The 22,922-nt window shown below is 64.1% G+C and carries 20 protein-coding genes; 6 read left to right on the forward strand and 14 right to left on the reverse strand.

The window, feature by feature from the left end:
- The first annotated feature begins 145 nt into the window (after window positions 1-145).
- Both F2P46_RS23065 and F2P46_RS23070 read left to right on the forward strand, forming a co-directional pair.
- Window positions 146-2,008: a sensor histidine kinase gene (locus tag F2P46_RS23065; RefSeq protein WP_166894560.1), complete on the forward strand. Its 1,863-nt coding sequence runs from the start codon at window positions 146-148 to the stop codon at window positions 2,006-2,008.
- Window positions 2,005-3,348, forward strand: coding sequence for a sigma-54 dependent transcriptional regulator (locus tag F2P46_RS23070; protein WP_166894562.1), 1,344 nt, complete (start codon window positions 2,005-2,007; stop codon window positions 3,346-3,348). Before F2P46_RS23065 ends, F2P46_RS23070 begins: the two co-directional genes overlap by 4 nt.
- Before the next feature lie 70 nt (window positions 3,349-3,418).
- On the opposite strand, the gene panB is transcribed toward F2P46_RS23070, so the two are convergent.
- The 6 genes from panB to hda form a co-directional block, all read right to left on the reverse strand.
- Entirely contained in the window at window positions 3,419-4,279 is an 861-nt protein-coding gene (panB, locus tag F2P46_RS23075) for a 3-methyl-2-oxobutanoate hydroxymethyltransferase (RefSeq protein WP_166894564.1), read from the reverse strand.
- Between the two features lie 174 nt (window positions 4,280-4,453).
- Entirely contained in the window at window positions 4,454-4,801 is a 348-nt protein-coding gene (locus tag F2P46_RS23080; RefSeq protein WP_166894566.1) for a DMT family protein, read from the reverse strand.
- A gap of 1 nt (window position 4,802) precedes the next feature.
- Window positions 4,803-5,276: a 2-amino-4-hydroxy-6-hydroxymethyldihydropteridine diphosphokinase gene (gene folK / locus F2P46_RS23085; RefSeq protein ID WP_166894568.1), complete on the reverse strand. Its 474-nt coding sequence runs from the start codon at window positions 5,274-5,276 to the stop codon at window positions 4,803-4,805.
- The gene (pcnB, locus tag F2P46_RS23090) at window positions 5,273-6,673 is read right to left on the reverse strand and encodes a polynucleotide adenylyltransferase PcnB (protein WP_166894570.1); all 1,401 of its coding nucleotides are present in this window, start codon (window positions 6,671-6,673) and stop codon (window positions 5,273-5,275) included. The genes folK and pcnB overlap by 4 nt, the downstream gene beginning before the upstream one ends.
- Window positions 6,666-7,340 (reverse strand): HAD family hydrolase, encoded by a 675-nt coding sequence (locus tag F2P46_RS23095; protein WP_166894572.1) that lies wholly within the window; start codon window positions 7,338-7,340, stop codon window positions 6,666-6,668. The genes pcnB and F2P46_RS23095 overlap by 8 nt, the downstream gene beginning before the upstream one ends.
- Window positions 7,337-8,020, reverse strand: coding sequence for a DnaA regulatory inactivator Hda (gene hda, locus F2P46_RS23100; RefSeq protein ID WP_166894574.1), 684 nt, complete (start codon window positions 8,018-8,020; stop codon window positions 7,337-7,339). Before hda ends, F2P46_RS23095 begins: the two co-directional genes overlap by 4 nt.
- A 260-nt stretch (window positions 8,021-8,280) precedes the next feature.
- On the opposite strand from hda, the gene purM reads away from it, so the two are divergent.
- Window positions 8,281-9,324, forward strand: coding sequence for a phosphoribosylformylglycinamidine cyclo-ligase (gene purM / locus F2P46_RS23105; protein ID WP_166894576.1), 1,044 nt, complete (start codon window positions 8,281-8,283; stop codon window positions 9,322-9,324).
- Between the two features lie 224 nt (window positions 9,325-9,548).
- Here purM and F2P46_RS23110 read toward each other — a convergent pair whose 3' ends face one another.
- Window positions 9,549-9,779: a hypothetical protein gene (locus tag F2P46_RS23110; RefSeq protein ID WP_166894495.1), complete on the reverse strand. Its 231-nt coding sequence runs from the start codon at window positions 9,777-9,779 to the stop codon at window positions 9,549-9,551.
- Between F2P46_RS23110 and F2P46_RS37870 the strand changes: the two genes are divergently transcribed.
- Complete coding sequence (locus F2P46_RS37870; protein ID WP_166894578.1) at window positions 9,687-9,938, forward strand: hypothetical protein; 252 nt, start codon at window positions 9,687-9,689, stop codon at window positions 9,936-9,938. The genes F2P46_RS23110 and F2P46_RS37870 overlap by 93 nt on opposite strands.
- 24 nt (window positions 9,939-9,962) lie before the next feature.
- The gene (locus tag F2P46_RS23120; protein WP_166894580.1) at window positions 9,963-10,487 is read left to right on the forward strand and encodes a DNA-binding protein; all 525 of its coding nucleotides are present in this window, start codon (window positions 9,963-9,965) and stop codon (window positions 10,485-10,487) included.
- Between the two features lie 21 nt (window positions 10,488-10,508).
- Here the strand turns inward: F2P46_RS23120 and F2P46_RS23125 are convergent, their stop codons facing one another.
- Entirely contained in the window at window positions 10,509-10,766 is a 258-nt protein-coding gene (locus F2P46_RS23125; RefSeq protein WP_166894582.1) for a hypothetical protein, read from the reverse strand.
- Window positions 10,767-10,873: 107 nt separating this feature from the next.
- Window positions 10,874-13,303 (reverse strand): acylase, encoded by a 2,430-nt coding sequence (locus F2P46_RS23130; RefSeq protein ID WP_166894584.1) that lies wholly within the window; start codon window positions 13,301-13,303, stop codon window positions 10,874-10,876.
- Window positions 13,304-13,658: 355 nt separating this feature from the next.
- Between F2P46_RS23130 and F2P46_RS23135 the strand changes: the two genes are divergently transcribed.
- On the forward strand, window positions 13,659-14,006 hold the full coding sequence (locus F2P46_RS23135) for a T6SS amidase immunity protein Tai4 family protein (protein ID WP_166894586.1): 348 nt from the start codon (window positions 13,659-13,661) through the stop codon (window positions 14,004-14,006).
- A 323-nt stretch (window positions 14,007-14,329) separates the two neighbouring features.
- Here the strand turns inward: F2P46_RS23135 and F2P46_RS23140 are convergent, their stop codons facing one another.
- The 5 genes from F2P46_RS23140 to F2P46_RS23160 all read right to left on the reverse strand — a co-directional run bounded on the left by F2P46_RS23140 (window position 14,330) and on the right by F2P46_RS23160 (window position 22,812).
- Window positions 14,330-15,547, reverse strand: a complete 1,218-nt coding sequence (locus F2P46_RS23140; protein ID WP_166894588.1) for a 6-phosphofructokinase — start codon at window positions 15,545-15,547, stop codon at window positions 14,330-14,332.
- 92 nt (window positions 15,548-15,639) lie between these two features.
- Window positions 15,640-18,081 (reverse strand): acylase, encoded by a 2,442-nt coding sequence (locus tag F2P46_RS23145; RefSeq protein ID WP_166894590.1) that lies wholly within the window; start codon window positions 18,079-18,081, stop codon window positions 15,640-15,642.
- A gap of 154 nt (window positions 18,082-18,235) precedes the next feature.
- On the reverse strand, window positions 18,236-18,601 hold the full coding sequence (locus tag F2P46_RS23150) for an MmcQ/YjbR family DNA-binding protein (protein ID WP_166894592.1): 366 nt from the start codon (window positions 18,599-18,601) through the stop codon (window positions 18,236-18,238).
- Between the two features lie 15 nt (window positions 18,602-18,616).
- Complete coding sequence (locus F2P46_RS23155) at window positions 18,617-20,650, reverse strand: alpha/beta fold hydrolase (protein WP_166894594.1); 2,034 nt, start codon at window positions 20,648-20,650, stop codon at window positions 18,617-18,619.
- A gap of 83 nt (window positions 20,651-20,733) precedes the next feature.
- Complete coding sequence (locus tag F2P46_RS23160; protein ID WP_166894596.1) at window positions 20,734-22,812, reverse strand: S9 family peptidase; 2,079 nt, start codon at window positions 22,810-22,812, stop codon at window positions 20,734-20,736.
- Window positions 22,813-22,922 lie beyond the last annotated feature (110 nt).

Below are 22,922 nucleotides of genomic sequence, written 5' to 3' on the forward strand. Positions count from 1 at the left end.
TTCAATACGCAAGCCGCATGCCACCCGTGCCGCGATCCTAAGCTGCTGTTTCTAAACATGAAATTGACGACGGGTACGCACGCGCTGTCAACTTGCTATATAGTTAGCCCGTTGCAACTATCAAGCTGCCTTACACCCGGACTGCATGGACATCTACCGCGTTTACTATTTTTCCTTGGTGGTCCAGGGCTGCATCAGCCTGGGACTGGCGGCCTGGCTGTGGGCCAAGGCCCCGCACCAGAGCGGCATCAAGCCGCTGGCGCTGTTTTGCGTCGGTATCGGCTGCTGGGCGCTGGGGCAGTTGGGCATGCATCTGGGCGAAGACGGCGTGGCGGCTTTGGGCAAGCGCCTGGTCAACTGCGGCCCGATCAACGCGGTGTTTTTCCTGCACTTCGTGTTCCGTTTCCTGCAGCGCGACCGCCCGCGCCAGCTGCTCGGTATCTATATCCTCGGCCTCGCCACCCTGCTGCTGGTGCAGGTGCTCGACATGGGCACGCTGGCGCCCTGGCTGGGCTTCGAACGCTATTACTTTTTCCCGGTCTGGGGCTGGATTCCCGGCGTGGTCGTCACCTCGATCAGCGTCTGGGCCTATTTGCTGCTGCTGGCGGCGTGGCCCAAGGCCGCGCCCAAACAGCGCGGCAAGATCCTGGCGATCTGGTTCGCCGGCGTGTGGGGCTCGGGCGCGTCGCTGATGTTCCTCAACGCCTCGCTCGGGATCGACATCTTCCCGTACAGCGTGATCCTGCTGCCCGGCTACGCGCTGCTGCTGGTGTTCGGCATCCTGCGCTACGACCTGATGGTGGTGAACCTGTGGGCCAACCGCCTGCTGGCCTGGCTGGTGCTGACGGCGATCACGGTGGCGCTGGCAAGCCTGCTCCTGAGCGTGGCCGCGCGCACCGGGTTTGCGTCGTTGGCGGCGGTGCCCCTGTGGCAGCTCTGGCTGCTCGGCACGGCCATGCTGGCCGTGATGCTGGTGCTGGAAGGCCCGTCGCGGCGCGCCATCGAACGGCTGGTATTTCCCGGCGCGCACCTGGAAGCGGGCGTGCTGGCCGATTGGCGGGTGCGCCTGGACGCGGCCAGCAGCTGGCACGATCTCGAACGGATCGCCGCGTCCACCCTCGGCGCGCACCTGCGCCAGCCGATGCGGGTGGTGCTGGGCGATGCGTCGCCGGGCGATGGCGCCGGCCAGCCGGGCGTGCATTGCTACCTCGCCCCAGGCAAGGATGGCGAAGCGCCGCACTGGCGCACCGACCTGATGGAGTGGGAAGGCGCAACGCCGAGCGTGACCCGCGTCGGCGAAGTATTCGGCGCCCTGCTGGCGGCGGCTGCGGCCCGCCTGGACCAGTTGCTGCGCTACGCGGAGCACGAGAAGGAGCGCCTGCAGCAGGCGCACCTGCTGGAACTGGGCGGGCTGGCGGCGACCGTGGCGCACGAACTGCGCAATCCCCTCAATATCATCAGCATGGCCGCGGTCATGTCGCCGCCGGAAACGCGCGCCGAGATCCGCGCCCAGATCGAGCGCGCCGACCACCTGATCCAGGACTTGCTCAGTTATTCGGGCGAGGTGCGCCTTAATCCCCAGCGCGTGGCGGTGGCCGAACTGGTGCAGCGGGTAGCGGCCGGCCATCCATCCCAGCGAATCGAACTCGATGTGGACGCGGCCCTGTGCCTGCACATCGACCCGATGCGCGGCGAACAAATCCTCGGCAACCTGATTGGCAACGCCATGGCCATGCTGCGCGGCCGTTCGGACCCGCGCATCCTGGTCGACGCGCGAGCGCAAGACGGCGGCCGGGTGCTGCTGCGCGTGTGCGACAACGGCCCGGGCGTGCCCGCCGACCTGGCGGCCGACCTGTTCCAGCCTTTCACCACGCGCCGTCCCGGCGGCACCGGCCTTGGCCTGGCCATCGTGCGGCGCCTGGTCGAGGCCCACGGCGGCAGCGTCAGGCTGGGCGAGCGGGCCGGCTGGAACTGCTGCTTCGAACTTCTTTTACCAGGTATGCCATGACCCAAGAACGCATTCTTCTCGTCGACGACGAACCCGCCTTCCAGCGCCTGTGCGGCAACTGGCTGGCCAGCCTTGGCTACGACGTCAAGGTGGCGGCATCAAGCGAACAGGTGCTGGCCTTGTGGGCCGAGCACACCTTCGACCTGGTGCTGCTCGACCTGGCGCTGCCGCCGTCCTTCCGCCCCGATGAAGGGCTGGCGCTGCTGCCCGGCCTTTCCTCGGCGCCGGTGGTGGTGATGACTGGTCACGCCGACCGCGAACTGGCGCTGCGCGCGATCGCCGCCGGCGCCTGGGACTTCCTGCCCAAGCCGCTCGACCCGGACCTGTTGCGCGTGGTGGTCGAGCGCGCGCTGACCAAGCGTCGCCTGGAGCGCGAGCTGGCCGACTGGCGCGCGCGCGCCGAGCCCGACGACGCCACCATGGGCCTGATCGGCATCAGCGCCGACCTGCGCGACCTGCGCGCGCTGATCCGCCGCATCGGGCCGACCGAAGTGCCGGTGATGATCACGGGGCCGAGCGGCACCGGCAAGGAACTGGTGGCGCGCGCGCTGCATGCCAACGGCAAGCGCGCCGCCAAGCCGTTCGTGGCGGTGCACTGCGGGGCGATTCCGGCGGAGCTGTTCGAGAGCGAATTGTTCGGCCATTGCAAGGGCAGTTTCACGGGAGCGGACCGCGACCGCATCGGCTTGATCGCCGCAAGCCATGGCGGCACCCTGTTCCTCGACGAGATCGGCGACATGCCGCTGTCGATGCAGGTCAAGCTGCTGCGTTTTTTGCAGGCGGGAAGTTTTTTCGCGGTGGGTGCGCGCAGCGAAACGCGGGTCGACGTGCGCGTGGTGGCCGCCACCAACCGCGACCTGGGGGCGATGGTGGAAGAAAAATCGTTTCGCGACGACTTGTTTTATCGCTTGAAGGGCATCCAGGTCAGGACCACGGCGCTGGCCGATCGGGCCGAGGATGTGGCGCTGATCGTGCAGGCGGTGGCGGCCAGGTTGTCGCCGCCCAAGCGGCTCGCGCCGGATGCGCTGGAGTGGGTGGTGTCGCGCAGTTGGCCCGGCAATGTGCGCGAGTTGCAGCATTCGGTGTCGACGGCGGCGGCGCTGGCGGGCAGTGCGGATGTGATCACGGTCGACGACCTGGCGCTCGCGTGCGGCGAGGCGGCCGCGCCGCTGGCGGTGGAGGGCGATGGCTTGCTCGACGCGCAGGTGGCGGCGCTGGAAAAGCGCTTGATCGTCGCCGCGCTCGACGAGACGGTGCACAATCACACCCACGCCGCGAAACAGCTGGGTATTTCGCGGGTGGGGCTGTTGAACAAGATGAAGCGCTACGGACTACGCTAGCCGCAAAACCGTCGTTCCCGGCCTCGGCGGCCCCCTTGGCGGGAACGACGGGTGGATGAACGGGACAGCATCAGAAGCAGTGCTCGACCCCCGGAAAACTGCCATCCTTGACCGCGTTCACATACGCGCTCACGGCGGCGTCGATGCTGGTCTGCCCTTCCATGAAGTTTTTCACGAAGCGCGCTTTGCGCCCCGGGAAAACCCCCAGGATATCGTGCATCACCAGCACCTGGCCCGAGCAGTCCGGCCCCGCGCCGATGCCGATCGTCGGCACTGTCAAAGCTTCGGTCAACTCCTTGCCCAATGCGCTTGGAATCGCCTCGAACAGGATGATCGCTGCTCCCGCCGCTTCCAGCGCCAGCGAGTCGGCCTTGAGCTGCGCCGCGCTTTCGATGGACTTGCCCTGCACCTTGTAGCCACCGAGCTGGTGCACCGACTGCGGCGTGAGCCCCAGGTGCGCGCACACCGGAATCGCGCGCTCGGTCAGGAAGCGGACCGTCTCGGCCAGCCACGCGCCGCCCTCGATCTTGATCATGTGCGCGCCGGCCTGCATCAGCTGCACCGCGTTGTTGAACGCCGCTTCCGGCGTGCCGTAGCTGCCGAAGGGCATATCGGCGATCACCATCGCGCTCTTGTTCCCGCGCGCGACGGCGGCGGTGTGGTACACAATCTCGGCCACCGTCACCGGCAAGGTCGAGTGATGTCCATTGCAGACCATGCCCAGCGAATCGCCGATCAGCAGTACTTCCACGCCGCAGCGGTCCATCAAGGTGGCGAAGCTGGCGTCGTAGCAGGTCAGCATCGTGATCTTGGCGCCCGCGGCGCGCATCGCGTTCAGCGAAGGAATCGTCACCGCCTTCGTCATCACCGGTTTGACCGGCGCCGGAGTATCGCCGCCCGCCATGTCCTTACCCTGCAGATAACCGCTCATAATAGTCCTTTGATATCAAAATGGTCGCAACGGCGCATAGTGTAATGCCATTGGGCCGAACGTGCCCATGATGGATCGAAAGCTCACCGGAGGTGGTCGCCGATGTTTCGCGTCGCGGCAAAAGCAGCGCCGGCCGTGGCGCTCAGCCCCGGAGGTAAGCGGCGCGACGCGCCCTCAGCTGCGGAAGATGAAGTAGACGGCGCCGACCAGGCACAGCCCGGCCCACACGTAATCGAGTTTGAACGGTTCGCCCATGTAGAACATCGCGAACGGGACGAACACGGTGAGGGTGATGGCTTCCTGCAGGATCTTCAACTGCGCCAGGCTGTATTGCGTGTGGCCGATACGGTTGGCCGGCACCTGCAGCAGGTATTCGAACAGGGCGATGGCCCAGCTGACCAGCGCCGCATACCACCACGCCTTGCTCGACATGTTCTTCAGGTGGCCGTACCAGGCGATCGTCATGAAAATGTTGGACAGTACCAGCAGGCCGGTGGTCTGCACAAAAACCGGAATTTGCATGTCAGTTCAGTCGTTCGATGGCCTGGCCGGCAACGCCTGCCAGGTAGTCGCGCGCCGGGCCATGTCCGGGCACGTCGATGGATGGCGCGATTTCCAGCAGCGGCGCCAGCACGAAGGCGCGCTCCAGCATGCGTGGATGCGGCACCTGCAAGGCGGCGCTGTCGATCCGTTCATCGTTGTAGAGCAGGATGTCGAGGTCCAGGGTGCGCGGGGCGTTGCGGTAGGGCCGTTCGCGCCCGTGCGCCAGTTCGATCGCCTGCAGCGCGGCCAGCAGGTCTGGTGCGCCCAGGGTCGTGTCGATGCAGGCCACCGCGTTGATGTAGTCGTCGCCCGAGGAATCGATGGGCGCGGTGCGCCAGGCCGACGACTGCGCCAGCAGGCGGCTGCCGGCGAGCGTGGCCAGGCGCACCAGGGCATCGGCCACGTTGGCGCGGGCGTCACCCAGGTTGGCGCCGATGCCGACGTACGCGATCATTCGTCGCCGCTGGTGCTGCCGGTCGTGCTGGTGGCGGCGGCGTTGTCGCCGCCCTCGCCATTGGCGCGGCTGCGCGGTGCGCGACGCGGCGCGCGCTTGCGCTTGGCGCCGGCCGGCGCGGCGCCGGCATTGGTGAGCAGGTTTTCGCGTTCGACGGCGTCGCCGTCATAGAAAGCGGTCCACCATTCGCCGATTTCCATCTCGATCTCGCCCGACTCGCAGCGCAGCAGCAGGAAGTCGTAGCCGGCCCGAAAGCGCGGGTGTTCCAGCAGCTTGTACGGGGCCTTGCCGTTGCGTCGCTCGAAGCGCGGCTGCATCGACCAGATGTCGCGCATATCCGAGCCGATCTTGCGCTGAAGCGCCAGTTTTTCGGTCTGCGAATCGAGCACGTCGTCGGCCGCCAGGTGCAGCGCCGGAATCGGCGACTCGCCCGCCGCGCGGTAGGCGGTCCATTTTTCCACCACCTGGTGCCACAGCAGCGAGGCAAACAGGAAGCCGGGCGAGACGCCCTTGCCGGCCTTGATGCGGTTGTCGGTCGACTCCAGCGCCAACGTCACGAACTTCATGCCGATGGGCTGCTCGAGCACCACGTCGAGCAGCGGCAGCAGGCCGTGGTGCAGGCCTTCCTTGCGCAACTGCTGCAGGCAGGCCAGCGCGTGCCCGCTCATGAGCAGCTTGAGCATTTCGTCGAACACGCGCGCGGCGGGCACGTTGTTGATCAACGGCGCCATGACCGGAATCGGTTCGCGCGTGTGCGGCTCGATCGTGAAACCGAGGCGCGCGGCGAAGCGCACCACGCGCAACAGGCGCACCGGATCTTCGCGGTAGCGCGCTTCGGGCTGGCCGATGATGCGCAAGGTCTTGTCTCGGATGTCGGCGATGCCGCCGTGGTAGTCCAGCACCACCTGGGTGGCCGGATCGTAGTACATGGCGTTGATGGTGAAGTCGCGCCGCATCGCATCTTCGTGCTGGGGGCCGAAGTTATTGTCGCGCAGGACCCGGCCATGTTCATCCTTGGGCGCGCTGGACTCGCCGGCGCCGCGGAAGGTGGTCACTTCCAGCAGGTCGGAGCCGAACATCACGTGCACGATCTGGAAGCGCTTGCCGATGATGAAGGCGCGCCGGAACAGGCGCTTGACCTGTTCGGGCGTGGCATCGGTGGCGATGTCGAAGTCCTTCGGTTTGACCGACAGCAGCAGGTCGCGCACGGCGCCGCCCACCACGAACGCCTTGAAGCCCGCCTCCTGCAATGTTTGCGTCACGCGGATCGCGTTCGACGACAGCAGTTTGGGGTCGATCCCGTGCTCCGCCGGTCCCAGGATCACGGGTTCGGTCAGGTCGCGTACTGGCTGCTTCTCTTTGACGCCGAGGATTTTGCGGATGAATTTTTTAATCATTGAATAGATGGAGTAAAGGCCAGCCAAGGCGTGTGGCATGGGTCGCCAGCACGGCGTTCGGGTTGGTCGCGACGGGATGGGTGACGACGGACAGAAGGGGGATATCGTTGTGCGAATCGCTGTAGAAGTGGCTGCGCCCGAAGCCATCGAGCGGCGTGCCCACTTGCGCCAGCCAGGCGTGGGTGTGGGTGACCTTGCCGGCGCCCGAGGTGGGCACGCCAACGAGCTTGCCGGTCAGGTTGCCGTCGGCGTCTTCTTCGGGGACGGCGGCGATCAGGTGTTCCACGCCCAGCGCCCTGGCGATCGGCGCGGTGACGAAGCGGTTGGTGGCGGTGATGATGGCCACCAGGTCGCCGGCGTCGATGTGCTGGCGCAGCAGTGCGCGCGCGCGCGGCAGGATGGCCGGCTCGATCACTTCGGCCATGAACTGCGCGTGCATGGCGTCGAGTTCCTTGCGCGGAAAGCGCGCCAGGGTGCCGAGCGCGAATTCGAGGTATTCGACCGGGTCGAGCGTGCCGGCCTTGTACTGTTCGAAAAATTCGTCGTTGCGGCGCTTGAATTCGACTGGGTCGACAGCGCCGGTGCGGACTAAAAATTCGCCCCATTCGTGGTCCGAATCGATCGGCAGCAGGGTGTGGTCCAGGTCAAACAGCGCCAGGTTCTTCATTCTTTGGTGTCCGCTTGCGGGTTCGCTTGTAATAGTAAATCGCGCAGCAACGGCAGGGTGACCGGTCGCTGGGTTTCGAGGGAATACTGATCGAGTGCGTCTAGCATCGTCGACAGGGAGCGCATGTCGCGCTTGAAATGGGACAGCAGATAGGGTAACACGCTGGCCGACAAGGTCAAACCGCGTGCTTCGGCGGCGTGCGTGAGTGCGGCGATCTTCTGTTCGTCGGCCAGGCCGTGGATCTGGTAGATCAGGCCCCAGCCCATGCGCGTGCGCAGGTCTTCGCGCACCGGCAGCACCACCGGCGGCACCGGCCCGGTGCTGACCATGTAGGCGCCGTGTTCGCGGATCTGGTTGAACAGCGCAAAAGCGTCGATCTGGGCCTGCGGCGAGAGCTGTTCGCAGTCGTCGAGCAGGTACAGGGTGGTGCCTTGCGTGTAGGTGAATTCGCACTCGGGGGCGTTGCAGGCGATGTAGCGCGAGCCGGGGGTGGCGGCCAGGGCTTGCAGCAGGTGGGTCTTGCCGGCGCCGGTTTCGCCCCACAGGTAAGCGAAATGTTCGCGCGAACGACGCTCCGCGAACTGGTGCATCAGATGCGCCAGTTCGGCATTTTGCCCTACCTCGAAGGTATCGAGGCTGTGCGCCTGCTCTGCGCCCAAATCGAGTACCAGCTGTTTCATGAGTTCATTCTTGCGCCGTCGTGTACATCAGGCATTATAGAAGCTGCCACGCGGATCGTGGGGGTGGCGATGGTGGCAGCTTGCCGGCCGTGTGCTGCGGTGCTTTGGCGGAGAGAAATAGCATCTTATTGTTGTAATGTGGGTTAAATCGGCTTTGGACGGGGCATTTTGATAAAATAGCGGATTGACCAGTTTTGGCCGCCCGCGGCTCGAATCGGTTCGCCGCCTTCTATTTTACCGCCTCCGCTGCCAAATACACCATGAGCCAACTTTCTAATGTTTCCCTCTCCTACCGCGACGCCGGTGTCGATATCGATGCGGGCGACGCCCTGGTCGAAGCGATCAAGCCGTTTGCCAAGAAAACCATGCGCGAAGGCGTCATGGGCGGCATCGGCGGTTTCGGCGCGCTGTTCGAGATCAGCAAGAAGTTCAAGGAGCCGGTGCTGGTGTCCGGCACCGACGGCGTGGGCACCAAGCTCAGGCTCGCGTTCGAACTGAACCGCCACGACACGGTCGGCATCGACCTGGTCGCCATGAGCGTGAACGACATCCTGGTGCAGGGCGCCGAGCCGCTGTTCTTCCTCGATTACTTCGCTTGCGGCAAGCTCGACGTGCCGACCGCCACCGCCGTCGTCAAGGGCATCGCCCAGGGTTGCGAGCAGGCCGGTTGCGCCCTGATCGGCGGCGAAACGGCCGAAATGCCGAGCATGTACCCGGCCGGCGAGTACGACCTGGCCGGTTTCGCGGTTGGCGCGGTGGAAAAATCGAAAATCATCGACGGTACCAAGATCACCCCGGGCGACGTGGTGCTGGGCCTGGCCTCGTCGGGCGTGCACTCGAACGGGTACTCGCTGGTGCGCAAGATTATTGAAGTAGCCAAGCCGGACCTGAACGCCGACTTCCACGGCCGTCCGCTGGCCGACGTGCTGATGGAGCCGACCCGTATTTACGTCAAGCCATTGCTGGCGCTGATGGAATCGATGGAAGTCAAAGGCATGGTGCACATCACCGGTGGCGGGCTGGTCGAAAACGTGCCGCGCGTGTTGCAGCCCGGGCTGACGGCGGTGCTCGATTCGAAGGCATGGACCATGCCGCCGCTGTTCCAGTGGTTGCAACAGCACGGCGGCGTGGCCGACGCCGAAATGCACCGCGTGTTCAACTGCGGCATCGGCATGATCGTCATCGTGTCGAAAGAAAATGCGGATGCGGCGTTTGCACAGTTGCAGGCGGCTGGCGAGAGCGTTTCGCGCATCGGCACGATCCGCGCGCGCGAGGGCGACGAGCACCAGACGATCGTCAGCTAAGTAAGTGTGCAGAAATTATTGTGATTTATAGCGAACAGAAGCGGATGCCTTGCAAGGCGCACGCCGCGACGCAGTGCGAGCACTGCTAGCGGCGGGCAACACAGCAAGGCGCCGCTTATGGAAGCTAGAAATGACAAGAATTTATGCGCACTTACTCAGGCGGCTTGCGGTTAATCAAAAAACGGACGGCGCCTTCGGGTCCCGTCCGTTTTTTTTGATCTTTCTCATGTCGAATCGAGCATGCCCACTGCCACCATCAGCGGCTGGTACTGACGCGCGCCAAGCACCCGGCGTTCGCAGTGAGTGACAATCAGGTTGTCACTTGACAACCGGATTGTCGGCGACGACAATTGGAGCGCGAGATGGCGCGTACGTCCCACCCCAGGAAAGAGATCGAGCAGGCCCTCAAATATGCTGAAGCAAATGGCTGGCGCATCAAGGTCGGTGGCAGTCATGCTTGGGGAAGCATGTTTTGTCCTTATGACGACGGCCAATGCAGAGGCGGTGAATACTGCAGGTCTCCCGTATTCAGCACTCCCAGGAGTACTGGCAACCATGCCAGATTTTTGAGGCGCGTAATCGATAATTGCACCATTCACAAAGCAAACTCATGATCAAAGTTCCCAGGAGGAGAAACGATGGATTTCATCTTTGAATTGCGGTATCGATTGTCCAGTGACGACGACAATCAGGATGAGATTGTAGGTCGTCTGGAGCGGGAGGATTGCACCGATGCCCTGATCGGTATCGGACGCCCGGGACGCATTGCGCTGGAGTTTTGTCGCGAGGCCGATGACGCACTTGCCGCGATCACCAGTGCACTTGCCGACGTCAGGCGCGCCATCCCCACGGCACGCCTCATCAACGTAGGCCCGGATCTGGTGGGCCTGACTGACATTGCGGAGTATTCCCATGTAAGCCGGCAAAACATGCATAAACTGGCCAATAACAACGTCGAGACGTTTCCCGTGCCAGTGTATGCGGGAAGTATTTGCTTGTGGCACCTTGAGAAGGTGTTGCGTTGGATGATGCCACGCGGGAATTACGCGATCGAGCCCGGCACCCTGGAGGTAGCGTCGATCGCCAGGCAACTCAATATTGCCATCCAAGCTCGAGAGATCGAACCCGAATTATTCCGTCAAGCTCAAGATTTGCTGGCCTGACGACGGCGGCGCCAGCAAAATTTACTTCTGCTTGCTGGCCAGTTCCTTGCGGCGCGCCGCGATGGCTTGCTTGACGGTCATCTTGTAATCGATGTCCTGGGCCATCGTGTGCTGCGCCACGTAAGACACCAGCAGCTCGGCTTCTTCAGGCGAGAGGACCTTTTTCAGCGCCTCGCCCTTGACCGGGTCGCCGCTGTCAGCCAGGGTGACGTCGAGCGGGCCGTTGCAGGCGGCCAGCAGCAGGGGAAAGCACACACACGCCAGAAGCAGATTTTTCATCATCGTTCCCCTCAAGGGCAGTAACCATAACTTAACACAGCCCTATCAAAAAATGCCTTTTTAAAAACGTTTTAGTTTTTATAAGCGGCGTGTGTGTTGCGCGCCCGTTACAGCGCTTGCTTGGCCTTGTGACTAATGGTGATGCGCTTGGTCGTCGCATCGGCCGCGATCTGCGCCTCGGTAAAGGGCAGGGTGTGCCAGGTCTTGCTCGAAAACAGCCCGGCCTGGTCGGCGTAGTGCGGCGAGGCCGGGTCGACCGACTGCGAGTAGGCGAGCACGGCTTGCGCTTGCGGGCCGTTGCGGTCGAACATCACGGTCTGCACGTAGCTGCCGCCTTCGGTCACCTCGCGCCCGCCCCCGGCCGCCGGCCTGCTGACGATGGCGTTGTAGATCCCGTAGTTGTAGGGCCCGCCGTGGATGGGAATCCGCTTGCCGTTACGCTCGGTGTGCTGGATCTCGCCCCAGGTGCTGTTCAGGCCCCAGCCGCCCGCTTCCATCTCGAGCACGGCGTTGGCCAGGGCCGTGCGCAGGGCGCCCACGCCGGCTGGATCGTCCACGCGCAAGCCGCGCGGCGTGCTAATCGGATCGGCCGCGTTGAAGGGCACGGCCCAGAACAGCGGTGAGCCGTACAACTGGTCCCATATGCTGGTGAAATAGCCGAAGCCGATATTGGCCTCCAGATTGGCCGTACGGTCCCAGGCGCGCAGTTTGGCGCAGGCTGGCGCCAGGTCGACCATGGCGCCGTTGGCGGCGCGGGCCTGGCGTTCGCCGTCGCAGGCGCGCAGCACGTCGTCCATGATCTGGCCGGCGTAGTAGGCGCGGTTGCTGAACAAGAGCCCTTGCAGCTGGGGCATCGAGATGCGCCGGCCTGGCAGGCCATCGGTGCCGGCCAGGCGCGCCTGCAACTGGGCAATGCCGATGCGGGTGCGCCCACTTTGTTCCTGCGCGTCGAGACTGACAATCGATGGGAAGCCGGTCAGCGGCGCGGCCGGATTGGTCATCCAGGCGCTGTCGTTCGAGTTCTGCACAAAATCGTCGCGTTCGAGGCGCGGCAGGCTGGCGCCGGCGAAGATGCCGCTCTGTGGCGCGGCCGGGTCGTTGCCGGGGCGGCAGGCGCTGGTCGAGCCGTCCAGCACCAGCACGCCGCTGGCCGCCGATGCGCGGAAGGCTTCCGGTACGCAGGCTTTTTCCTTGGCCAGCGGCACGTTCGGCACCACTGTCACGTCCATGTACATGGTCTTGCCTTCCTTGTCGGCGGCGATGGTGCCGACCCATGGCAGGCCGACGATGCGGTCGATGCCGTCGCGCAGCTCGTTCAGGCTGCGCGCGCTGTTCATGGCGCGCCATTGTTCCAGCATGCGGTGATTGCCCATGCTGGCGTCAAGCAGGGTATAGGCGACCTTGCGGTTCCAATCGAGCTGGTCGGATATGCGCATCACCACGCCCACGTCGGTCTGGTAGAAATCGTGGCTGCGCGTGGCCAGGCTGCCGTCGGGCTGGCGCACCTCGACTTCGACGCGCTTGCGCGTCATGGGCTGGGACTTGCCGTCGACCATATAGCTGGTCGGATCGCGCGGGTCGAGTTGCAACTGGTGTACCGTAAAGTGGCTGGACGTGTTGTTGGTGTGGGTCCACGCCACGTCCTTGTTGAAGCCGATGCTGACCATCGGCATGCCGCCGAGCGAGGCGCCCATCGCGTCGAGCTTGCCGGGAATGGTCAGGTGCAGCTGGTAAAAACGGAAATCGCCTTGCCAAAAGTTGTGGGGATTGGCCAGTAGCAGGCCCTGGCCGTTCTCGGTGGCATCCTTGCCCAAGGCCACGCCGTTGCTGCCGATGCGGGCATGCTGCTGTTGCCAGTATTGCGGATCGATCTTGCTTGGGCCGCCATGGCGCGGGGCAGCCGCCGGTGACGGTGGCGCGGGCGCGGCCGCGCCCGGTGGCGCGGCGCCCACGAGTTCTTCGATGAAATGGGTGCCCCCGCCTTCGGCGGCATAGCGGCGGATGATTTTCATCATGTCGGCGCTGGTCATGCTGCGCACCCAGGGGGCGTTCTTGCAGGCGTCGGGCAAGCCGCCCTTGCCGCGCTCGTCCAGGTACTGGTTGTAGCCGGCCACGTAGCCTTCGACCAGCGCGCGCATCGGCGCAGGTTGCTGTTGCCAGGCGTTGGCCACCGCCTCCGGTTCGTTGATCAGGCGATAGTAGAAGTCGGAAGCCAGGTTGGGCACCGCATCCTCGGTGATGCCGCGCGCCTCCGGACCGAAGTACTTGGCGCGTTCGCCGTTGGCGGTGACGATGCGCTCGGCCAGCAGGCACACATTGTCTTGCGCGTAGGCGTAGCCGATGCCGTAGCCGAGGCCGCCGTCATCATCGGCCTTGATGTGCGGGATGCCGTAGGCGGTGCGGCGGATTTCGGCGCTGTATTTGGGGGCCGGTTCGGCGGGCTTGCCGTCCTTGTCGCCGCAGGCGGCGAGCGCCAGCAGGATGGCGGCGCTGCTGGCGCGCAGCAGAGGGACTTGGGAACGAGGTAACAGGGTCATGGCGGTCCGGGCTTGGGAAGTTGACGGGACCGCAGTGTTGCGTTGTTGGCGTTGCTAAAACAATCAAAATGCGAAAAGGACAAGCGGGCGGGCCCGAGTGGTGCATCCGGCGGTACCTGGGGTGGCTTTCCGACATAGATGAGACGTTTTAGTCATTACGGCAACAATACAATATTTACTTTTTAATAAATATTCCTTATATAATCACAAGGATTGACTATGCCGACCGCATTATTTGCGGTGACATGGGCTGTATTGCAAAGAATTTTTAGGTCAAGCAAGCAAGCTGAAAAAGTTGCCTAAGTGAACCTGACGCAGCATACCGAACAAGCAAAGTGAACTATTGGGCGCTTCAATGAAAATAGCACTCGCATTCGCAGCTCTCTTGTTGAGCCTTTCCTTGCCGGCTGTTGCAGGGCAATCGACCATCACGGCCATCAGCCGTACTAATGCTGAGAACTACAAGGACAGGGCGCTGGCTGCGTGCATCGCCGAAGCCTACAAGGGTTCGCCAGCAGGCGAAGATACAAGCATCACCACGAGCGTGTTTTTGGATTGGACGAATTACGATTTAGATGAAGGCAATCCGGCTACAGAGCGGTTAACAGAGAAATACCTGCGCCGGGACTACTCGAAGCCGTTTGAAGGATACGTCGGCGCCGAATTCAAGCTGCTCAAGTGCCTGGACATGTACCACAGCTAGGGCTGCTAGTGTCCTGAGTTAGAAATTCGTTGAATAAATATGGCGATAATCGCGCTGATACCGCGTCACAAATGCTCGCCAGGCGCCTGCCTGTCTGCGCTTTGTTCCTTGTCTCAGCACGATTTCGCCATATTTATAATCAACGAATTTCCAACTCAGGACACTAGGAATTGCATGAACAAGTGCGTAAGTACGTCCCTCACCCCGATTGGGTAGGTGATAAGCCAACGAAGCGAAACAAGAAATAGAGCGGTCGTCGGCCCGCCATCTCGACGTCAGGAGAATCTTCCCGGAGGCCATACTTAGCGCGGCCGCTGTCTGCCCTATTTCTTGCCCAGGATCTTCTCGACCGGGGCCGGACGCAGGCGGAAGGCGTCCGGCATGCCCGAACCGAGCAGCGGGCGCAGGTACAGGCGGAAGGCATCGGTGACGTCGGTGCCGCTCTCGCTGATGAAGATGTCTTCCATCGTGCGCGTCTTGCCGGCCACGCTTTCCAGTGGCACCAGTTCGTAGTCGACCGAGTAGTAGCCGGTGCGCTTGATCGCCACCGAGCCGTCGCGGTCGCCCCACATGGCGAACTGCACCGCTTTTTCGCCCACTTCGCGCGCCTCGCGCTGGTCCACGTCCGACACGCAGCCGATAAAGGAGCGTTGCAGGTAGCCAAAGGTGTCGCCGCGCACGCGCTTGATGCCGAGCTTGGACTTGATTTCGTCGCACAGCAGGTCGGCCAGCGCGCCGGTGCCCGACAGTTGCACATTGCCGTGCGCATCGCGCTCGATGTCGCTTGAGAGCAAACTGGCGATCGGCTCGCCCGAGGCGTCGTGGATGCCTTCGGACACGGCGATCACGCAGCGTCCGTAGCGCGCGTACGTGGCCTTGACGTCAGCCAGGAATTGCTCGAGCACGAAGGTGCGCTCGGGCAGGTAGATCAGGTGCGGGCCGTCGTCGGGAAACTTCTTGCCGAGCGCGGCGGCGGCGGTCAGGAAGCCGGCGTGGCGCCCCATCACCACGCCCACGTACACGCCGGGCAAGGCCGCGTTGTCGAGGTTTGCGCCTGCGAAGGCTTGCGCCACGAACCGCGCGGCCGAGGGAAAGCCGGGTGTGTGGTCGTTGCCGACCAAATCGTTATCGATGGTTTTGGGAATGTGAATGCAGCGCAGCGGATAGCCGGCTTGTTGTGCTTCCAGGCTGACGATGCGCACCGTGTCGGAGGAATCGTTGCCGCCGATGTAGAAAAAATGCTCGATCTCGTGTGCGCGCAGCACTTCGAAAATCTTTTGGCAGTAGGCCATGTCGGGCTTGTCGCGGGTCGAACCAAGCGCGGAGGAAGGCGTCTTGCCGACCAGTTCAAGGTTGTGGCTGGTTTCCTGGGTCAGGTCGATGAAGTCTTCGTCGACGATGCCGCGCACCCCGTGCATGGCGCCGTACACGCGCGTGACGTTGCGAAAGCGGCGCGCTTCGAGCACCACCCCGACCATCGACTGGTTGATCACGGCGGTGGGTCCGCCTCCCTGTGCGACCAGAATTTTTCCTGACGACATGTGCATCTCCTTAAGTGATCAGCGGCGCTGAACAGGCAGTCTACCGCCGCGACGGCTGGCTGCCTGTTTCTTTACAACTTACAACTTACAACTTACGGCTTGGACGCCGGCTTGCCATCGGCCTTGCGCGTCACCGTCATCGTCGAGAACGCCGGATCGGCCTTGATCTGCGCTTCCGTGTACGGCTGGGTGATCCATTCCTTCTTCGAGAAGCGCTCGGTCTGGTCGGCGAAATGCTTCGAGGCCGGGTCGGTCGATTGCGAGTAGGCCAGCATGGCTTGCACTTGCGGGCCATCTTTGTTGAAGGACACGGTCTGGATGTAGCTGGTGCCGTAGATCACTTCGAGCTTGCCGTCGCCGCTTGGCACGGTGCCGATCGCGTTGTACACGCCATCGGTGCCCTTGCCGCCGTGGATAGGAATGCGGCGCGTGCCGCGCGTGGCCAGTTGCACGTCGCCCCAGCGCGCATCCTGCGACACGCCCATTTTCGCCACGTCCTGCGCCGCCGCCGCCAGCGCCTGGCGTACCGTGGTCGCGATGGCCGGGTTACCGAGGTTCAGGCCGCGCGGCGTGTTGACCGGGTCGGCCGGGTTGAACGGCACCGCCCACATGCCCGGCACGCGCAGGATGCGTTCCCACAGGCCGGTGAAGTACAGGTAGCCGATGTTGCTGTCGAGGTTGACGGTACGGTCCCACTGGTTCAGGCGCGCGCAGGCGGTCGTGATATCGCCGCTATCGGCCTGCGCGCCACGGCACAGCGCCAGCACATCGTCCATGATCTGCTCGGCGTAGTAGACGCGGTTGCTCAAAGCCAGAGCCTGCAGTTGCGCGACCGTCATTTTGCGTCCGGCCAGGCCATCGGTGCCGGCCAGGCGCTTCTGCACCTGGGTGATGCCGAGGCGGGTACGGCCGAACTGCTCGACATTGTCGACGCTGACGATGTCCGGATAGCCGGTGACCGGCGCCAGCGGATTGGAGAGCCAGGCGCTGTCGTTGGAGTTTTGCACGTAGTCGCTACGCAACAGGCGCGGCAGGCTGGTGCCGGCGAAGATGCCCGCTTGCGGCGCGTTGATGTCGGTGGCCGGCGCGCAGGCGCTGGTGGCGCCGTTGAGCACGAACAAGCCGCGCGCGGCCAGCGGTTTGAACGGCGCCGGCACGCAGGCCTCCTGCATGGCTTTGCTCACATGCGGCACCACGGTGACGTCCGCGAACAGGGCGGCGCCCTCTTTGTCGACGGCCAGGGTGTTGACCCACGGCAGGCCGACGGTGCGCTCGATCGAGGCCTTGAACTCGTCCATGTTGCGCGCGGTGTTCATGCCGTACCACTGTTCCAGCATGCGATGGTTGCCGAGGTTGGCGTCGTTGAGCGAAAACGCCATGCCGGCATTCCAGTCGAGCTGGCCGGGAATCACGACCAGCGGGCCGTACTGGGTGCTGTAGAAGGTGCGGCTCTGGGTGCTGAGCACGCCGTCGGCGCCCTTGACCTCGACATTGACGGTCTTGCGCGTCATGGCTTGCGGCTTGCCGTCGAGCAGGTACCTGGTCGGATCGCTCGGGTCGAGCGGCGTCATGTGCACCGTGAAGTGGGCCGAATTGTTGACCGTGTGGGTCCAGGCCAGGTTCTGGTTGAAGCCGATATTGACCATCGGCATGCCACCGAGGGCGGCGCCCATCGCGTCGAGCTTGCCCGGAATGGTCAGGTGCAGCTGGTAGAAACGCAGTGCGCCGCGCCATGGGAAGTGCGGGGTGCCGAGCAGCATGCCCTGGCCGTTGTCGGTGGCGTCCTTGCCCAGCGCCACGGCATTGCTGCCGGTGCGTTCGCGCATCGCGACCCAGTAATCGGGGTCCATCGGGTGCATGCCGGCCTTGGGCGGGACGGCCGGCATCAAGCCATTCTGGCCGGGCGGGGTGGCGCCGGCGATGGCGGCGATGAACTGGCCGGAACTCGCTTCGGCGGCGTAGCGGCGCAGCAGCTTGACCATGTCCTGCTCGCTCACCTTGCGCACCCAGGAACCGTTCTTGCAGGCGGCCGGCAGGTTGTTGATGCCGGTTTTTTCGAGGTAATCGTTGTAGCCGGCGACGTAGCCTTCGATCATCGCTTTCATCGGCGCAGGATGGGCGTTCCAGGCCGTTTTGACGGCCTCGTCGTCGTTGATGATGCGGTAAAAGAAGTCGGTTTGCAGGTTCGGAATATCCGAGGTCTGGCGCGTGGCGGTCGGGCCGAAGTGCTTCGAGCGCTCGCCGCTGACGGTGGTGAATTCGTCGGCCAGCAGGCAGACGTTATCTTGCGAGTAGGCGTATGCCACGCCGTAGGCGAGGCTGCCTTCGTCGCTGGCCTTGATGTGCGGCACGCCGAACGAGGTGCGGCTGATCTCGGCCTGGTATTTGGCCGCGGTGTCGCCCGGCTTGGCCGAATTGTTCGAATTGGAATCGGTGGAATCGTCGTTACTGCAACCGGCGCTAAGGGCCATGGCGACAGCGCCGGCGAGCGCCAGCAGGCGGGGCGCGCGGTGGTTCTTGAAAGGGATGGTCATGTAGGTCTCGTGTTAGAAGCAATGATGGCGCAACAGTGCGATATTTTATATCGAAATTACATCAAAATTGTAGAAATAATAACTTTGAGAAGCCGCTACGGACGTGGTAGAAATGGACCAGCGGCAGGCGTTTGGCAGACGCCCGCGCGCCTCTTCACAGGGTCTTGCCGTCCAGTGCAGCGAGCTCTGCTTTGGTAAGCGAGGAACGGGCTTTCTGGTACGACCAGGCCAGCAATTCGGCCAGCCACCCGGGCGGAAAACTGCCTGCATCGACCACCGTCACCCAATGAAAGCGGCCCATGTAGCGGGCCGGCTTTACACCAGGCATGGCGGTCAGCCCGAGGAACAGATCGGGCGCGACACGCAGACTGAAACGTCCCATTTCCGGTTCACTGGTCTTGAAGTAGGCAAACTTTTTCCCGCCCACCGCATACACCAGAATATTGCCCGGACTCGCATGCAAAGTCTCGGTCGCATGCGCAAAGGCGCGGCAACGCTGTTGTAATTGTTGCGTGTTCATGACAGTGGAATCGTTTCAGGGTGTGCCGATGTGGCGGCCGAGAAATTTTTCGACCCGTCCCCAGAAGTCGATGCGGTTTTTTGGCAACGCCCAGCCGTGCCCTTCTTCCTGGTACACCACCCATTCGACGTTCGGGTTGGTGGCGGTGACGGCGTCGCGGAATTTCTTGCCGTGATACAGAGGCACGCGCTTGTCGGCGGCGCCGTAGGCCAACAGCAGCGGCTGGGTGATGCGCGCGGCCTGCTGCAGCGGCGAGGTGGCGCGCAGCTGGGCCGCGTCTTTGTCGGGGTCGCCGATCAGGATCGGCGCGCCGTACTTGAGGTAGCCGGCGGTCATGTCGGAGGCAAAGCTCCAGTGGCCCGTGTAGAGCAGGTTGATGTCGGTCACGCCGACCCAGTTGATGCCGCACTTGTACAGGGCCGGATCGTTCGCCAGGCCCATCAGGGTGGCGTAGCCGCCGTAGCTGGCGCCGGCGATGCAGATGCGCTTGGGGTCGGCGATGCCCTGGGCGATCGCCCATCTGGTGGCGTCGGCAATGTCGTCCTGCATCTTCAAGCCCCATTGCTTCCAGCCGGCCTTGTAGTGTTTGTTGCCGAAACCGGTGCTGCCGCGAAACTCGGGTTCCAGCACCGCGTAGCCGCGCGAGGCCAGGAACTGGCTGTCGGCCGACCAGCCCCATTCGCCGCCGCGCACGTAAGGCCCGCCGTGCACCAGCACCACCATCGGCAGGTTCTTGCGCTTGTCCTTGCCCACGCTGCCCGTATTCGGCAAGGTGAGCCAGGCCGGCAGCGGCAAGCCGTCGCGCGCCGCCACACGCACTAATTCGCGCTCGGCCATGTTGGCCGGCACGATGCGCTCATGGGTGCCGCCGACGCCAGTGAACTTGCCGGTCTCGCTGTTGTACAAGGCGTAGTACGCGGGTTGCCGGTCGGAATACGACTGCACCAGCACCCAAGGACTGTCGGGGCGCGCCGCCGGCTTGACCAGGTTGACGGTCGAGGGCAGGGCGGCGTCGATGCTCGCCTGCAAGGTTTTCATCTTGCTGTCGAACCACACCGTGGCGCGCGCGTCGCTCAGGTAGCGCACCCCGAGCAGCTTCTCGCCCGAGGTGACCAGGCTGCCGTTGAAGTCGTAGTCGGTCAGCGACACCAGCGGCTCGGCACTGATGCGCTTGTTGACCAGGTCGAAGGTATGCAGCGCCTGCTTGTCCTTGCCGGCGTCGCTCCTCACGTACAGGGTGCCGTCCGGACCGAAGGCCAGCGGCGTGAAGGCATCTTCGTCGCCCGCGTAGGCATCGAAGGAGGCCAGGGTGCGCCATTCATTGTTGGACGGATCGCGATACCAGATGGTCTGGATATTTTTTTCCAGCGTGATGCACAGGCGCGGTTCGCCCTTGTGGTCGAGCAGCCAGCCCTGGGCCGGCCCCGGCCGATTGACCGTCTCGGTCCGTCCGGTCACGGTGTTCAGGCGGATCAGGTTGACGTACTTGATGTCGCCGTTCTCGCGGATGCCGTCGCGCTGGGGATTGATCACGTACACATCGTCGGAAGCTTGCGCGCCTTTCTGCCGCACCAGGTAATGGTTGGGCGGCAAGGTAATCCGGGTCACGCTGTGTTGCTGGAGTGCCGCCCAGTTGACGTGCACCAGTTGCCTGAAATTAGTGCCGTCCCGGTTCACCGCGAACAGGCCCGGGCCGCTGACGACGTCGCCCTGGCCGATGGTCTTGTCGGTCGAGTTCAGCACCAGGCGCTCGTTATTGACCCATTGGAAGGCGTTGACATCGCGATCGTCGAACTGGGCCACGACCTTGGTGGCGTTGCTGGCCAGGTCGATCACGATCAGGCGGTCGCGCTTGTTGTCGTTGGAAAAGCGCACGGCCAGGGACTTGCCGTTCGGTGAGAGTTCGGCATCGCTGAAGACCGAGTTGTCGAAAAAATCGGCGATCGGGGGCGGCGCCTTTGCCACCGGCTCGGCGGCAAAGGCGGGCGCGGCCAGGGCGCAGACGAGCAGGGCGGCAAGGTGCAGGAGGGAGGGGCGTAAAACGGGCATGGATTGGCTCGCTAAAGGGAGGGGGAGACCTTGTTTCTGTCTGTTCTGTCAATACTATCGTTTTGCCAACCGCCGCGCCAGTGCTATCGGTCGCCGGCCTCGCGCGGCGTACCGATATGGCGCTGCAAGAATTGTTCGACCCGGCCCCAGAAATCGATGCGGTTCTTGGGCAAGGACCAGCCGTGCGCTTCCTCCTGGTACACCACCCATTCGACGTTGGGATTGTGCTCCTTGAGCGCCTCGACGAACTTCTTGCCGTGGTACAGGGGCACGCGCCGGTCGACCGCGCCGTAGGCCAGCAGCACCGGCTGGCGGATGCGCGCGGCCTGCAGCAACGGCGAGGTGGCGCGCAACTGGGCCGCATCCTTGACCGGGTCGCCGATCAGGGTCGGCGCGCCATACTTCAGGTAGTCGCTGCTCATGTCGGAGGTAAAGCTCCAGTGGCCCGTGTAGAGCAGGTTGATGTCGGTCACGCCGACCCAGTTGATGGCGCACTGGTACAAGGTGCCATCGTTCACCAGTCCCATCAGCGCGGCGTAGCCGCCGTAGCTGGCGCCGGCGATACAGATGCGCTTGGGGTCGGCGATGCCCTGGGCGATGGCCCAGCGGGCGCCGTCGGCGAGGTCGTCCTGCATCTTCAAGCCCCATTGCTTCCAGCCGGCGTGGTAGTGCGCCCGGCCGAAGCCGGTGCTGCCGCGGTATTCGGGTTCGAGCACCGCGTAGCCGCGCGAGGCCAGGAACTGGCTCTCGGCCGACCAGCCCCATTCGCCGCCGCGCACCCAGGGGCCGCCGTGCACCAGCAGCACCAGCGGCAGGTTCTTGCCCGTGCCCAAGGGCGCGCCGAAGGGCGAGCCGAACGGCGAGCCGTTCGGCAAGGTCAGCCAGGCCGGGATGGTGAGGCCGTCGCGCGCCTTGTAGCGCACCGCTTCCTGCGCGGCCATGCTGGCCGGCACGATGCGTTCATGGGTGCTGCCGACCGGGTTGAACTTGCCGCTCTCGAGGTTGTACAACAGGTAGCGCTCGGGCTGGCGGTCGGAATACGAGTGCACCAGCACCCACGGCGCCTCGGCGTGCGCCGCTACCTCGACCAGATTGACGGTGGCCGGCAGGGCGGCGTCGATGGCCGCCTGCAGGGTTTTCATGCGGGCGTCGAACCACACCGTCGAGCGGGCGTCGCTCAGGTAGCGCACGCCGAGCAGCTTGTCGCGCGTGGTGACCAGTTCGCCGCTGAAATCGTAGTCGGCCAGCACCACCAGCGGTTCCGCGCTGATCTGCAGGGTGCCCAGGTTGAAGGTATGCAGGGCCTGCTTGTCCTTGCCCCTGGCGCTCCTAACGTACAGGCTGCCGTCGGGGGCGAAGGCCAGCGGCGTGAAGGCATCCTGGCCGCCCAGGTAGGCGTCGAAGGCGGCGATCTCGCGCCATTGATTGTTGGCCGGGTCCAGGTACCAGGTGGTTTGGATATTCTTGTCGAGCGTGATGCAGATGCGCGGCTCGCCCTTGTGGTCGAGCAGCCAGTCGATCGCCGGGCCGGGCCGGCGCACCGTCTCGCTGCGCCCGGTCACGGTATTGAGGCGCAGCAGGTTGACATATTTGAGGTCGCCGTCGCCGTGCAAGCCTTCGCGCTTGGGATTGATGACGTACACATCGTCTGAGGTTTGGGCCCCGGTCTGCCGTACCAGGAAATGGTTGGCCGGCAAAACGTTGCTGGCCACGACGCGCTGCTGCAGAAAGGATCCGCTGGCCTGCACCAGTTGGCGGAACCTGGCGCCGTCGCGGTTGACCGCGTACAGGCCCGGCCAGTAGCGCTCGTCGCCCGGCCCGACGGTCTTGTCGGTGGTGTCGAGCACCAGGCGCTCGTTGTTGACCCACTGAAAATTGCGGACGTCGCGGTCGCTGAAGCTGGCCACCACCTTGACGGCCTGGTTGGCCAGTTCGATCACGATCAGGCGGTCGCGCTGCTTGTCCTTGTTGTAGCGCACCGCGAGGAACTTGCCGTCGGGCGAAAGAAGCGCCGCGCTGAAGGCCGGGTTGTCGAAGAAGTCGGCCAGGGGCGGTGGCGGCGCGGCCGGCCCGGCGGCGCCGGCGGCGGGGATCAGCAGGGTCGCGGCGCACAGGAACGCGACACGCAACAAGTGCAGCAGGTGCGGCAGGTGGGCGGACATAAAAACTCGCTGGTCGGAAGACGAAACGCGCGGCGTGGCGCCGTCGCCCGATCAATCCTAGGCGCGTGCCGCAGCGGCCGCCAGCGCGTTGCGCGGCGCCGCTGCGTTGT

Source organism: Massilia sp. CCM 8734 (genome assembly GCF_011682155.1).
Lineage (GTDB): Bacteria > Pseudomonadota > Gammaproteobacteria > Burkholderiales > Burkholderiaceae_D > Telluria_A > Telluria_A rubra.

What these genes read in the sequence shown, in the direction of transcription:
- hda (WP_166894574.1), bottom strand. Translation starts at nt 8,020, where the DNA reads ATGAAACAGCTGGTACTCGATTTGGGCGCAGAGCAGGCGCACAGCCTC.
- purM (WP_166894576.1), top strand. Translation starts at nt 8,281, where the DNA reads ATGAGCCAACTTTCTAATGTTTCCCTCTCCTACCGCGACGCCGGTGTC.
- F2P46_RS23130 (WP_166894584.1), bottom strand. Translation starts at nt 13,303, where the DNA reads ATGACCCTGTTACCTCGTTCCCAAGTCCCTCTGCTGCGCGCCAGCAGC.
- panB (WP_166894564.1), bottom strand. Translation starts at nt 4,279, where the DNA reads ATGAGCGGTTATCTGCAGGGTAAGGACATGGCGGGCGGCGATACTCCG.
- F2P46_RS23095 (WP_166894572.1), bottom strand. Translation starts at nt 7,340, where the DNA reads ATGAAGAACCTGGCGCTGTTTGACCTGGACCACACCCTGCTGCCGATC.
- F2P46_RS23145 (WP_166894590.1), bottom strand. Translation starts at nt 18,081, where the DNA reads ATGACCATCCCTTTCAAGAACCACCGCGCGCCCCGCCTGCTGGCGCTC.
- F2P46_RS23080 (WP_166894566.1), bottom strand. Translation starts at nt 4,801, where the DNA reads ATGCAAATTCCGGTTTTTGTGCAGACCACCGGCCTGCTGGTACTGTCC.
- F2P46_RS23135 (WP_166894586.1), top strand. Translation starts at nt 13,659, where the DNA reads ATGAAAATAGCACTCGCATTCGCAGCTCTCTTGTTGAGCCTTTCCTTG.
- F2P46_RS23125 (WP_166894582.1), bottom strand. Translation starts at nt 10,766, where the DNA reads ATGAAAAATCTGCTTCTGGCGTGTGTGTGCTTTCCCCTGCTGCTGGCC.
- F2P46_RS23120 (WP_166894580.1), top strand. Translation starts at nt 9,963, where the DNA reads ATGGATTTCATCTTTGAATTGCGGTATCGATTGTCCAGTGACGACGAC.
- pcnB (WP_166894570.1), bottom strand. Translation starts at nt 6,673, where the DNA reads ATGATTAAAAAATTCATCCGCAAAATCCTCGGCGTCAAAGAGAAGCAG.
- F2P46_RS37870 (WP_166894578.1), top strand. Translation starts at nt 9,687, where the DNA reads ATGGCGCGTACGTCCCACCCCAGGAAAGAGATCGAGCAGGCCCTCAAA.
- F2P46_RS23150 (WP_166894592.1), bottom strand. Translation starts at nt 18,601, where the DNA reads ATGAACACGCAACAATTACAACAGCGTTGCCGCGCCTTTGCGCATGCG.
- F2P46_RS23070 (WP_166894562.1), top strand. Translation starts at nt 2,005, where the DNA reads ATGACCCAAGAACGCATTCTTCTCGTCGACGACGAACCCGCCTTCCAG.
- F2P46_RS23065 (WP_166894560.1), top strand. Translation starts at nt 146, where the DNA reads ATGGACATCTACCGCGTTTACTATTTTTCCTTGGTGGTCCAGGGCTGC.
- folK (WP_166894568.1), bottom strand. Translation starts at nt 5,276, where the DNA reads ATGATCGCGTACGTCGGCATCGGCGCCAACCTGGGTGACGCCCGCGCC.
- F2P46_RS23160 (WP_166894596.1), bottom strand. Translation starts at nt 22,812, where the DNA reads ATGTCCGCCCACCTGCCGCACCTGCTGCACTTGTTGCGTGTCGCGTTC.
- F2P46_RS23110 (WP_166894495.1), bottom strand. Translation starts at nt 9,779, where the DNA reads ATGACTGCCACCGACCTTGATGCGCCAGCCATTTGCTTCAGCATATTT.
- F2P46_RS23140 (WP_166894588.1), bottom strand. Translation starts at nt 15,547, where the DNA reads ATGTCGTCAGGAAAAATTCTGGTCGCACAGGGAGGCGGACCCACCGCC.
- F2P46_RS23155 (WP_166894594.1), bottom strand. Translation starts at nt 20,650, where the DNA reads ATGCCCGTTTTACGCCCCTCCCTCCTGCACCTTGCCGCCCTGCTCGTC.